General features: G+C 64.6%; 10 protein-coding genes. 8 read left to right on the forward strand and 2 right to left on the reverse strand.

All coding sequences use genetic code 11. The features are described from left to right. Nucleotides 1–218 precede the first annotated feature (218 nt). Nucleotides 219–989, forward strand: coding sequence for an SDR family NAD(P)-dependent oxidoreductase (locus tag ACUY1T_RS01535; protein ID WP_446019954.1), 771 nt, complete (start codon nt 219–221; stop codon nt 987–989). On the opposite strand, the gene ACUY1T_RS01540 is transcribed toward ACUY1T_RS01535, so the two are convergent. Beyond that, a complete protein-coding gene (locus ACUY1T_RS01540) occupies nt 960–1,880 on the reverse strand; it encodes a LysR family transcriptional regulator (protein WP_446019955.1) in 921 nt (306 codons plus the stop codon). The two genes, ACUY1T_RS01535 and ACUY1T_RS01540, sit on opposite strands and share 30 nt — an antisense overlap. 140 nt (nt 1,881–2,020) lie before the next feature. Between ACUY1T_RS01540 and ACUY1T_RS01545 the strand changes: the two genes are divergently transcribed. Then, the gene (locus ACUY1T_RS01545) at nt 2,021–3,226 is read left to right on the forward strand and encodes a CaiB/BaiF CoA transferase family protein (RefSeq protein ID WP_446019956.1); all 1,206 of its coding nucleotides are present in this window, start codon (nt 2,021–2,023) and stop codon (nt 3,224–3,226) included. 36 nt (nt 3,227–3,262) lie between these two features. Continuing rightward, nucleotides 3,263–4,177: a hydroxymethylglutaryl-CoA lyase gene (locus tag ACUY1T_RS01550; protein WP_446019957.1), complete on the forward strand. Its 915-nt coding sequence runs from the start codon at nt 3,263–3,265 to the stop codon at nt 4,175–4,177. Between the two features lie 28 nt (nt 4,178–4,205). On the opposite strand, the gene ACUY1T_RS01555 is transcribed toward ACUY1T_RS01550, so the two are convergent. Beyond that, nucleotides 4,206–4,889, reverse strand: a complete 684-nt coding sequence (locus ACUY1T_RS01555) for a GntR family transcriptional regulator (protein WP_446019958.1) — start codon at nt 4,887–4,889, stop codon at nt 4,206–4,208. 182 nt (nt 4,890–5,071) lie between these two features. On the opposite strand from ACUY1T_RS01555, the gene ACUY1T_RS01560 reads away from it, so the two are divergent. From ACUY1T_RS01560 to ACUY1T_RS01580, 5 genes are all read left to right on the forward strand, one after another. Next, nucleotides 5,072–6,628, forward strand: a complete 1,557-nt coding sequence (locus ACUY1T_RS01560; protein ID WP_446019959.1) for an ABC transporter substrate-binding protein — start codon at nt 5,072–5,074, stop codon at nt 6,626–6,628. Nucleotides 6,629–6,827: 199 nt separating this feature from the next. Then, nucleotides 6,828–7,805, forward strand: a complete 978-nt coding sequence (locus tag ACUY1T_RS01565) for an ABC transporter permease (RefSeq protein WP_446019960.1) — start codon at nt 6,828–6,830, stop codon at nt 7,803–7,805. Then, a complete protein-coding gene (locus ACUY1T_RS01570; protein ID WP_446019961.1) occupies nt 7,802–8,638 on the forward strand; it encodes an ABC transporter permease in 837 nt (278 codons plus the stop codon). The genes ACUY1T_RS01565 and ACUY1T_RS01570 overlap by 4 nt, the downstream gene beginning before the upstream one ends. A gap of 10 nt (nt 8,639–8,648) precedes the next feature. Further along, nucleotides 8,649–10,271: an ABC transporter ATP-binding protein gene (locus ACUY1T_RS01575; RefSeq protein WP_446019962.1), complete on the forward strand. Its 1,623-nt coding sequence runs from the start codon at nt 8,649–8,651 to the stop codon at nt 10,269–10,271. Nucleotides 10,272–10,292: 21 nt separating this feature from the next. Next, nucleotides 10,293–11,684: an FAD-binding oxidoreductase gene (locus ACUY1T_RS01580; RefSeq protein ID WP_446019963.1), complete on the forward strand. Its 1,392-nt coding sequence runs from the start codon at nt 10,293–10,295 to the stop codon at nt 11,682–11,684. The last annotated feature ends 71 nt before the right edge of the window (nt 11,685–11,755 follow it).

The following is an 11,755-nucleotide window of genomic DNA, read 5'->3' on the forward strand; positions in this document are numbered from 1 at the left end:
ATCGTTATGGTTGACGTGACACCTGTTGTGATCTTGAAACAAGCCCCCGCTGCGCTCAAATCGGTTTTGATGAAGGCTGACTTCGCCATAAACGAAGGCTTCAGGAGCCGCCCACCACAGTGACCTTCATGCAAGAAGCCTACAGGCTGCGACCAATGGCTAATATCCTGGCGGACCGGGGCACACGTCAATGAACCCTTCTCTCAGGAGCATTCATCATGCACGAAGCCAAGCCCATCGCTTTCCTTACCGGCGCCACCTCGGGCATCGGCCAGGCCTGCGCCGAGGCCTTTGCTGCGGCCGGCTGGGGTCTCGTCCTCACCGGTCGACGACAGGCCCGTCTCGATGACCTGCGCCAGCGTCTCGGCGCTGCGGTGCCGATCCACGTTGCCGCGCTCGACGTCACTGACCGCACGGCCATCGAACGTGTCGTCGACACCCTCCCCGAGCCCTTCGGCAACGTGAGGCTGCTGCTGAACAATGCCGGCGTGGCGCTGGGCAAGGGGCCCGCGCAAGACGCCGACCTCGACGAGTGGCACACCATGATCGACACCAACATCAAGGGGCTGGTCACGGTGACCCGATTGCTGCTGCCCCGGCTGATCGCCCACGGCGAAGGTGCCACCATCATCAATATCGGCTCCATCGCCGGGCATACGCCCTACCCCGGCGGCCACGTCTACGGCGCTTCCAAGGCCTTCGTCGAACAGTTCAGCTACAATCTGCGCTGCGACGTGAGCGGTTCGGGCATCCGCGTCACCGACCTGGCCCCGGGCATGACCGTGAGCGAATTCACCGAGGTACGCATGAAGGGCGACCGCGACTTCGCCAAGCGCTACTACGCTGGCACCCGTTCCCTGCAACCGGCGGACGTGGCCGCCCAGGCGCTGCACATTGCCGAGCTGCCGCCCCACGTCAATATCACCCGGCTCGAGGTCACGCCGCTCTGCCAGCAGTGGTCAGCTTTCACCATTCTGCGCGACGAGTGAGGATTCGCCGCTGAGATGGTCGACCAGATGCCGGGCAATGATCGGCAGCCCCTCGTACTCGCGAATGCCGATCACCAGCTTGCGCTCCGCCCAGGGGTCGCTCAGGGGAATGCTGCACAGTTCCAGGTCGCGCAGGTCGCGGTAGATGGTCTTTTCCGGCAACACCCCAACGCCCATGCCGTGATGAATCATGCGACAGATGGCATCGAAACTGCGTACCTGGATGCGCATGCGCAGGGTCTTGCCGGCACGGCTGGCCTGCTCGTGCAGCAATCCCTGCAGGGAGGTGTCCTGCTGCAGGCCGATGAAGTCGTACTGAGTAGCCTCGTGCAGCTGCAGCGACTCACGTCCGGCCAAGGGGTGGTCATGCGGCGTCATCAGTACCAGCCGGTCGCTGCGATAGGGCAGTATCTGAAGACCGTCGCCGCAAGGCACGTGGCCGGCGAAGATACCCACATCGGTGAGGCCATCGCGCACCGCGGCAATCACCTCGGAGCTGACGCGCTCCTGCAAGTCGATCTTGATCTGCGGAAACTGCCGCGAGAAGGTGCTCAAATCCTGAGGCAGGAAAGCGATGATCGCCGAGGTGTTGGAGTGGATGCGCACATGCCCCCTGACTCCCTCGCCATATTCGCTCAGCTCGGCGGAAAGCCGTTCGATGTTCTCCAGGATGCGTCGAGCGTGGTGCAGGAAGGCGTGCCCGGCCGGGGTCAGCTCGACACCGCGCGGCCGGCGGTAGAGTAGCGAGGTACCCACCAATGACTCGAGATCGCTGATGCGCTTGCTGACGGCCGCCAGCGCCATGTGCTCCCGCTCGGCAGCGGCGGTCAGCCTGCCCTCGTCGGCAATCGACACGAACAGCTTCAGGGTGACGAAATCGAATCGGCGCACGGCGTCATCCTCGCATGGCGTAACGACACTATCTTACGGCAAGACTTCGTCAGGAACGAATCCAGGCTTGCCGTTTCCTGAATTGTTGTGTCCGGCCTTCTCACGCATCCTGAGTTCATCCCGCACGAGGAGTGCCAAACATGACAACACCGGTTAACCGGCGCCTGCCGCTGGATGGCTTGAAGGTTCTCGAACTGGGCCAATTGATTGCCGGCCCCTTCGCGACCAAGTTGCTCGGCGAATTCGGCGCCGACGTCATCAAGGTCGAGCCTCCCGGCACCGGCGATCCACTTCGCCGTTGGCGAATGATCGAGGACGACACTTCGCTCTGGTGGCACGTCCAGACTCGCAACAAGCGCTCGCTATCGTTGGATCTACGCAGCCAGGAGGGGCAGGACCTGGTGCGCCGCCTGGTCGCCGAGGCGGACGTGCTGGTCGAGAACTTCCGCCCCGGCACTCTCGAGGGCTGGGGGCTCGGCTGGGAAGCGCTTAGTGCCATCAATCCAGGGCTGATCATGGTGCGTGTCTCGGGCTATGGCCAGACCGGTCCTTATCGCGACAAGCCCGGCTTCGGCGTGATCGGCGAGGCCATGGGCGGCCTGCGCTACCTCACCGGCCAGCCCGGCGAGCCCTCGGTGAGGGTCGGGGTCAGCATCGGCGATTCGCTGTCGGCACTCTACGCCGTCATCGGTACCCTGCTGGCGCTGCAGGAGCGTGCCCACAGCGGCCTTGGCCAGGTCGTCGACATCGCACTCTACGAATCCGTCTTCGCCATGATGGAGAGCCTGCTGCCTGAATATGATGCCAGTGGCGAAATACGTGAGCCCAGCGGCAGCGCCCTGCCCGGCATCACCCCCTCCAATGCCTATCGCACCCGCAGCGGCGACTACGTGCTGATCGCCGGCAACGGCGACAGTATCTTCAAGCGCCTGATGCAGGTGATCGAGCGCCCGGACCTCGCCGAAGACCCGGCCCTGGCTCACAACGACGGACGCGCCCGACAGGCCGAGCGTATTGACAGCGCCATCGAGGCCTGGACGCTTGAGCATGAGCGCGACGACATCCTCACCCGGCTCGATGCCGCCCGCGTACCGGCCGGCTATCCCTACACCGCGGCCGACATCGCCCGGGACCCCCACTATCTGGCGCGGGAGATGATCCAGAGCATCACCCGGCCCAACGGCAAGCCGCTCAAGGTTCCCGGCGTACTGCCCAAGCTCAGCGCCACCCCCGGGCGGCTCGGCAACGGCGGCCCGGCCCTGGGCCAGCACACCGATGAAGTGCTCGACGAACTGGGTATCGATGCGGCCACGCGCGACAAACTGCGCCAAGCCGGCATCATCTGACCCGGCCGCCCTGACCGACCGCTTTGAGGAGCGCTCATGACACGCTTGCAGATCAACGAGGTGGCACCCCGCGACGGCCTGCAGATCGAGGCCGGTTTCGTGCCCACTGTCGAGAAGATACGCCTGATCGATGCCCTCTCGGCCACCGGGCTGGCCCGCATTGAGGCGACTTCCTTCACCTCACCCAAGGCCATTCCCAACCTGCGCGATGCCGAGGAAGTGGTGCGCGGCATTGCACGCCGCGAGGGAGTGGGCATCACCGTGCTGGTGCCCAACCTGCGCGGCTGCGAGCGCGCGCTGGCTTGCGGCGTCGACGAGATCAACCTGGTGATGTCGGCCAGCGACTCCCACGGCATGGCCAACCTGCGCATGACGCCCGAGCAGTCGCTCGAGCGCTTCGCCGGGATTCTCGCCGCCACCCAAGGCAGCGGCGTCTTCGTCAACGCCTCGCTGTCGACCAGCTTCGGCTGCCCGTTCGAGGGCGAAGTGCCCGAAACACGGGTATTGGGACTGGTGGAGCGCCTACTCGAGCTGGGCGTGGAAGGCATCACCCTGTGCGACACCACCGGCATGGCCAACCCCGCCCAGGTCGGCAGGTTATGCGAGGCGGTGCTGGAACGCTGGCCGGATACCCCCTTCACCCTGCACTTCCACAACACCCGCGGCATGGGGCTCGCCAATGCGCTGGCCGCCTGGCAGGCGGGCATCGTGCGCTTCGACGCCTCGCTGGGCGGTCTTGGCGGCTGTCCCTACGCACCAGGCGCCACCGGCAATGTATGCACCGAAGATCTGGTGCACATGTTCGACCAGATGGAGGTGGCTACCGGTGTCGATCTGGATGCCCTGCTGGCAGTGTCGGCGAGCTTGCCCGGGCTGGTGGGTCATGACACCCCAGGGCAAGTGGTCAAGGCAGGCAAGGCGGACCGGCGCTACCCGATGCCCCGGCAATGAGCGCTGGGCACACGCCGAGCTGGCGCAATCAGCTCGACTCGCCGACTCCCTTCACCACATAGTGCTGCGCCACGCCGATGTGGTAGTCGATGGCCTCCCGGCATTGCTCGGGGTCGCCGCTGGCCAGGGCGTCGAGCAGTGCCCAGTGGCAGGTGGCAATGGTATCGGGTTCGGCGTGTGTCTTGCCGATCAGTGCAATGCAGAGCCGCAGTTCATGGGTAATGTCGTCGAACGCCTTGAGCAGGCGCCGGTTGCCGGCAAAGGCGATCACCATGCGATGGAAGATCAGGTCTTCCTCGATCTTGCGGCTATCGCTGTCCTTTAGCGCTACCTCGCACATGAGCTCGACCTGCCGGTGCAGGGCTCGCTCCTTGTCGGCATCGTAAATCTCGACCAGGCGCGCTAGTGCATGACGTTCCAGGCACAGGCGCAGGTCGAAGATGTCATTGAGTTCGGCAGCATCCAGTGCCCGCACGAAGAAGCCACGACGCGGTTGCGACACCAACAGGCCGCGGCTCTCGAGCAGGCGCGCCGCTTCGCGGACGGGCGCACGACTGATGCCCAGGTCACGCGCCAGCTGCACTTCCGATAGCCGTTCACCGGGCGCGTAGTGCTGGCCAATGATGGCCTGGGTCAGGAAGTCGGCCACCTGCTCCACCAGATTACGCTGCTGGATGACCATGCCGTTAGCGAAGGCGTTGGAAGCTGTCATTCATCGGGGCTCTCACAGGTTGACTTCGCTACAGTATGACGCAAAGCACGCTCATGTCGACCGTCGATTGGCGACTGTCGACAGTTTGGGGAGGCACTGCTAAGGTCAATAAGGCTGATAGTCGGCATCTATCTATCCGGCAACAGATAACAAAAGCCGAGACAACAAGAAGGAATCCGATGATGAGAAAGACGCCCTTGGCCGCGGCCGTCGCTGCCCTGGCCTTTACCACGACCGTCACCCTCGCCGACGAGCCGAAACACGGCGGCACCATCGATACCATCATCCAGCCCGAGCCTCCCGGCCTGGTATTGGGCATGGTCCAGAACGCCCCCACCCGCGTCGTTGCCGGCAACATCTACGAAGGCCTGCTGCGCTATACCACCGACCTCGAGCCCCAGCCGCAGTTGGCCGAGTCGTGGGAAGTCAGCGACGATGGCCTGACCTGGACCTTCCACCTGCGCGAAGGCGTGCTATGGCACGACGGCGAGCCCTTCACCGCCGAAGACGTGGTGTTCTCCGCCGACGTCTTCCACCGCGAACTCAACCCCAGCGCCCGTGCCGTGCTGCAGCATATCGAGAGCATCGAGGCGACCGACGACCATACCGTGGTGTTCACCCTGGCCGAGCCGTTCGGCCCCTTCCTGCTCTCGTTCGAAGCCGGTACCTTCACTATGGTGCCCAAGCACATCTACGAGGGTACCGAGTTTCGCGACAATCCGGCCAATAACCACCCGATCGGCACCGGGGCGTTCAAGTTCGACAACTGGGATCGTGGCACCGTCATCCAACTGGTGCGCAACGAGGACTACTACGAGGAAGACCTGCCCTATCTCGACGGCATCAATTGGCACATCATTCCCGATGGCGCCTCACGCGCCGTGGCCTTCGAGAACGGCACCGTCGACGTGCTGCCCAACGGCACCGTGGAGAACTTCGATATCCCGCGCCTCGCCGAGATGGAGAATGCCTGCATTACCGACGAAGGCCATGAGTACTTCAGCCCCTTCGCCATGCTGTGGCTGAACAACCGCGAAGGCCCCACCGCCGACAAGCGCTTCCGCCAGGCAGTGATGTACGCCATGAACCGCGAATTCGCCCGCGACGTACTGTGGAACGGCCTCGGCGAGGTTCCCCTCTCCGCCTTCGGCTCCAATGCCCGCTTCCGCCACGACGGCCTCGCCCCCTACGATCATGACCCCGATCGCGCCCGCGAGCTGCTCGATGAGATGGGCTACGACGGCGAGGAAGTGCGCCTGCTGCCGCTGCCCTATGGCGAAACCTGGACCCGCTGGGCCGAGGCCGTGCAGCAGAACCTGCGCGAGGTGGGTGTCAACGTGCGCACCGTGGCCACCGACGTGGGCGGCTGGAACCAACGCCTCTCCGAGTGGGACTACGACATGGCCTTCACCTTCCTCTACCAGTACGGCGACCCGGCGCTGGGCATCACCCGTTCCTACCTCTCGGACAACATCGAGAAAGGATCACCGTGGAACAACGTCGGCGGCTACGAGAACGAGCGGGTCGACGAGTTGTTCGACGAAGCGGCGACCGCCCACCCCGAGTCGGAGCGTGAGGCGCTCTACCGCGAGGCCCAGGAGATCCTGCACGAAGACGTGCCGGTAGGCTGGCTGCTGGAACTCGGCTTCCCGACCATCTACCGCTGCGACGTCAAGGACCTGGTCACCTCCGGTGTAGGGGTCAACGACGGCTTCAAGGACGCCTGGCTCGATCGCTGAGCCGGCCGTTGCCTGACGGGGGCGGCCCCGGCCGTTCCCGTTTTAAGAGCAACAAATCGCCGAGCGAGATGAAGCGCAAGGCACACGGAGCGCAGCAACCGGAGCCTATGAGGTATAGGTGAGGGTTGTGAGCACCGCGTAACGCAGCGATTCGCTCGCACAGGCATTTGTGTACTCTCAAGTACCAGAGGCTTGTTGCATGCTCTATGCCCGACTGATCGTAATGCGGCTGCTGAAAGCCGTCGTCGTCCTGTTCCTGATCGTGATCTTCAATTTCATCCTGATCCAGCTGGCACCGGGCGATCCCGCCGCTATCCTGGCCGGCGAGGCCGGCGCCACCGACCAGGAGTTCCTGCGCCAGTTGCGCGAGCGCTTCGGCCTCGACCAGCCGATGTACGTTCAACTGTGGCGCTACGTATCGGGCATCGCCATGCTCGACTTCGGCTGGTCCTACCGCCAGCAGATGCCGGTGCTCGACCTGATCCTGGCCCGCCTGCCGGCGACCCTGCTGCTGACGGGTACCGCCTTCGTGCTGTCGCTGGCGCTGGGCATACTGGCAGGCTCCATGGCGGCGGCCCGGGTCAAGAAGCCTTCCGGCTCGTTGATCATGGCGCTGGCGCTGATCTTCTATGCCACGCCGCTGTTCTGGGTCGCCCTGATGGCGGTGGTGCTGTTCTCGGTCTATCTCGACTGGCTGCCCGCCTACGGCATGTATACCGTGGGGGCGGGCCTGACGGGCTTTGCCCTGGTGCTCGACGTGGCCAAGCACCTGATCCTGCCGGCCACCACGCTGGCGCTCTTCTTCATGGCCATCTACACCCGCATGACCCGCGCCTCGATGCTCGAGGCGAGCCAGCAGGACTACGTCAAGACCGCCCGCGCCAAGGGGCTCGGTCCGCGTGTGATCCAGCGCCGACACATCCTCAGGAATGCCCTGCTGCCGATCATCACCCTGGCCGGCCTACAGGCGGGCCAGATGGTCGGTGGCGCCATCCTGACCGAGACGGTATTCGCCTGGCCCGGCATCGGCCGGCTGATGTTCGAGGCACTCCAACAACGCGACTACAACCTACTGCTCGGCATCTTCTTCTTCTCCGCCGCCCTGGTCATCGTCTTCAACATCATCACCGACCTCGTCTACCGCCTGGCGGATCCGCGCATCAAGGAGGCCTCATGAGCTTCTTCGCCCGCTTTGCCCAGAACCGTGGTGCCCTGATCGGCCTGCTCATCCTCCTGGTCATCATAGCGATGGCGATTCTTGCCCCGGTGCTCTATCCCGAATCGCCCTGGCGCATGGTGCAGCGCCCGTTTCTTTCCCCCATGGAAGTGGAAGGATTCTGGCTGGGCACCGATACCATGGGTCGTAATGTGGCCGCCGGCCTCATGCACGGCGCCTGGGTCTCACTGCTGATCGGCCTGGTCTCGACCACGGTGGCACTCCTCATCGGCGTACCGCTGGGCGCCATCGCCGGCTACTACGGTGGCCTGATCGACGATGCGCTTATGCGCTTCACCGAGTTCTTCCAGACCATTCCCAACTTCGCCCTGGCCATCGTGCTGGTGGCGATCATGCAACCCAGCGTGACCTCCATCGTGCTGGCCATCGCCATCGTCAGCTGGCCGCCGGTGGCCCGCCTGGTACGCGCCGAGTTCATGTCGCTGCGTCACCGCGAGTATGTCGAGGCGGCGCGGCTCGTCGGCCAGACCAACCGCACCATCATTCTCAAGCAGATCCTGCCCAACACCCTGTCGCCCATCATCGTGCTGGCCTCGCTGATGGTGGCCACCGCTATCCTGCTCGAGTCGGCCCTCTCCTTCCTCGGCCTGGGCGACCCCAACGTGATGTCCTGGGGGTACATGATCGGTGCCGCGCGCACGGTCATCCGCCAGGCCTGGTGGCTGAGCTTCTTCCCCGGCGTGGCGATCCTGCTCACGGTGCTGGCGCTGAACCTGGTCGGTGAAGGCCTCGACGATGCCCTCAATCCCAAGCTCGCCCGCGAACGCTCCTAGGAGAGGAACCATGAACGACGAGACTCCGGTACTGAGCATCCGCGGCCTTACCCTGGCCCTGCCCAAGGGCGCCGATCGCGACTACGCGGTCGAGGACGTCAGCTATGACGTCTCACGCGGCGAGATCATGTGTGTGGTGGGTGAGTCCGGCTCCGGCAAGTCGATGGCAGCCAATGCCGTGATGGGCCTGCTGCCCAAGGGCGTGCACGCCACCGCCGGCGAGGTACTGTTCGACGGCCAGGACCTGCTCCGGCTCAGCGAGAAGCAGCATCGCCAGCTGCGCGGCCTGCGTATCGGCATGATCTTCCAGGAACCGATGACGGCACTGAACCCGCTGATGCGCGTCGGCGCCCAGATCGCCGAGGTCTTCGAGGCCCACGGCAAGTACAGCGGTCGCGAGCGGCAGGCCAAGGCCCTGGCATTGCTCGATGAGGTAGGTATTCCCGAGCCCGACAAGGCGATCCGCGCCTACCCCTTCCAGCTCTCGGGCGGCCAGCGCCAGCGAGTGATGATTGCCATGGCACTGGCCTTGGAGCCGGAGCTGCTGATCGCCGACGAGCCCACCACAGCGCTCGACGTGACCACCCAGGCACAGATCCTCGAGTTGATACGCGACTTGCAGAAGCGGCGTGGCATGGCGGTGATGTTCATTACCCATGACTTCGGCGTCGTGGCCGAAGTCGCCAGTCGCGTGTGTGTCATGCGCTATGGTCAGGTCGTCGAGCTGGGCACTGCGACAGAGGTGCTCGACAACCCCCGGCACGAGTACACGCGTGCATTGCTGGACGCGATCCCGAGCAACGTCATCCCCGAGGCCCGGGATGGCGAAAGGCCGCAGCCGCTGCTGGAGGTACGCAACCTCCACAAGATATTCCGTTCACGCGGCGGTCTGTTCAAGCCCGCCCGCGAGGTACGCGCACTGGACGACGTCTCCTTCACCCTCGCTCCGGGCGAAACCGTAGGCATCGTCGGCGAATCGGGTTCGGGCAAGTCGACCTTGGGGCGCTGCGTAGTGCGCCTGGAGCGCCCGGACAGCGGCTCACTAAGCCTGGGCGGGACGGACTTCTCCGCTCTCAGGGGAGACGAGTTGCGCCGCGAACGACATCGCGTGCAGATGATCTTCCAGGACCCCTACGCCTCGCTCAACCCGCGCCACCGGGTGGGTTACGCCATCGCCCAGGGTCCCATGGCCAACGGCACTCCTCGCAAGAAAGCCATGCAGCAAGCCGAAGAGTTGCTGGAACTGGTCGGGCTAGGCGCCGTGGCAGTCGATCGCTTTCCCCACGAATTCTCCGGTGGCCAGCGTCAGCGCATCGGCATCGCCCGCGCCCTGGCGCTGAATCCCGAGCTCATCGTGGCTGACGAAGCGGTATCGGCGCTCGACGTCTCGATCCAGGCCCAGGTGCTCGAGCTGCTCGAGGAGTTGAAGCAGAAGCTGTCCTTGTCGTTGCTTTTCATTACCCACGACCTCAGGGTCGCGGCGCAGATATGCGATTACATCATCGTCATGCAGTACGGCCGCATCGTCGAGCAGGGCACGGCCCAGGAAGTCTTCCTCAGCCCGAAGGAGCCGTATACTCGCCAACTGCTCAATGCCATTCCCGGACGCGAACACGAAGCGGCCATGGCCTGAAGCGCGACACGAGGACACTCCATGCAAGTACGACTCGAGGACCTGGCCGCCATCGTCGGGGCCAGCAACGTGATGACCGGTGACGACGTCGCCCAGCGCCGGGTGGACTGGATGACCGGCGCGCCCTGCCGCGCTGGCGCCATCGTGCGGCCCGCCGATACGGCCGAACTGGCGGATGTGATGAAGCTATGTCATGCCGCCGGCCAACCGGTGGTGACCCACGGCGGGCTCACCGGGCTGGTCCATGGCGGTGAAGCAGGCCCCGACGAGCTCGCCATCTCGCTCGAGCGAATGAGCGCCATCGAATCGATCGACCCCATCGGCGGCACCATGACCGTCCAGGCCGGCACGCCACTGCAAAGGGTCCAGGAAGCCGCCGAGGAGCACGGGCTGGTGTTTCCGCTCGACCTCGGTGCACGCGGCTCCTGTACCATTGGCGGCAATATCTCCACCAATGCCGGCGGCGTGCGAGTGATCCGCTACGGCATGATGCGCCAGCAAGTGCTGGGCCTGGAAGCGGTGCTGGCCGACGGCACCGTGGTCAGCTCGATGAATCGCATGCTCAAGAACAATGCCGGCTACGATCTCAAGCAGTTGTTCATCGGCAGTGAAGGCACGCTCGGCATCGTCGCTCGGGCCGTGCTCCGGCTGCAGCCCCGGATGGTCAGCGAACGCACCGCGCTGGTAGCGTGCCCCGACTTCGATGGCGTTACCGGCCTGCTCCGGTACATGGGCCGGGAACTGGGCGGAAGCCTGGGCACCTTCGAAGTGATGTGGCGCAATCATTACGCCCTGCTCACCGAGGAGAGTGGCCGCAATACGGCGCCGCTGCCGACGCACTGGCCGTATTACGCAATCATCGAGTCGCTGGGGGCCAATGACGATGAGAATGCCGCACGCTTCGGCGCCGCCCTCGAAGCGGCCCTCGAGGCCGGTCTGATCGAGGATGCAGTGCTGGCACAATCCGATACCCAACGCCAGGGCATCTGGGCCATCCGTGAAGACATCGAGGGGTTGATCGAGAACCTGGCTCCACTCTTTACCTTCGACGTCAGCCTGCCCATTCCCGATATGCCGGTCTACGCCGAGCAGCTCGAGCAAGCCATCGTTGAGCGCTGGCCCCAGGGGCGCATCGTGGTCTTCGGCCACCTCGGCGATGGCAACCTGCACGTCTCGGTCAGCGTCGGCAGCAACGAGCCGAAGACCCGTCATGCGGTGGAGCAGCTCGTCTACGGCCCCCTGGCCGAACTCGGCGGTTCGATTTCCGCCGAACATGGCATCGGCCTCGAGAAGCGCGACTACCTGGCGATCTCGCGCACACCGGAGGAGATCGCCCTGATGCGAACGCTCAAGCAGGCACTGGATCCGCTGAGCCTGCTCAACCGGCACAAGATCCTGGCATTCGAAAAGTGAACTGCGCATGACGTTCCGTAGACTCCACGGCCACGACACCAGGCGCTGGCTTGAGTCTGCGGAGCGCTTCT

It is taken from the genome of Billgrantia sp. Q4P2, assembly GCF_052806135.1.

Excerpts from the sequence above, each read along its gene's own strand:
- ACUY1T_RS01535 (WP_446019954.1), top strand. The coding sequence starts at position 219 with ATGCACGAAGCCAAGCCCATCGCTTTCCTTACCGGCGCCACCTCGGGC.
- ACUY1T_RS01580 (WP_446019963.1), top strand. The coding sequence starts at position 10,293 with ATGCAAGTACGACTCGAGGACCTGGCCGCCATCGTCGGGGCCAGCAAC.
- ACUY1T_RS01555 (WP_446019958.1), bottom strand. The coding sequence starts at position 4,889 with ATGACAGCTTCCAACGCCTTCGCTAACGGCATGGTCATCCAGCAGCGT.
- ACUY1T_RS01570 (WP_446019961.1), top strand. The coding sequence starts at position 7,802 with ATGAGCTTCTTCGCCCGCTTTGCCCAGAACCGTGGTGCCCTGATCGGC.
- ACUY1T_RS01550 (WP_446019957.1), top strand. The coding sequence starts at position 3,263 with ATGACACGCTTGCAGATCAACGAGGTGGCACCCCGCGACGGCCTGCAG.
- ACUY1T_RS01575 (WP_446019962.1), top strand. The coding sequence starts at position 8,649 with ATGAACGACGAGACTCCGGTACTGAGCATCCGCGGCCTTACCCTGGCC.
- ACUY1T_RS01565 (WP_446019960.1), top strand. The coding sequence starts at position 6,828 with ATGCTCTATGCCCGACTGATCGTAATGCGGCTGCTGAAAGCCGTCGTC.
- ACUY1T_RS01560 (WP_446019959.1), top strand. The coding sequence starts at position 5,072 with ATGAGAAAGACGCCCTTGGCCGCGGCCGTCGCTGCCCTGGCCTTTACC.
- ACUY1T_RS01545 (WP_446019956.1), top strand. The coding sequence starts at position 2,021 with ATGACAACACCGGTTAACCGGCGCCTGCCGCTGGATGGCTTGAAGGTT.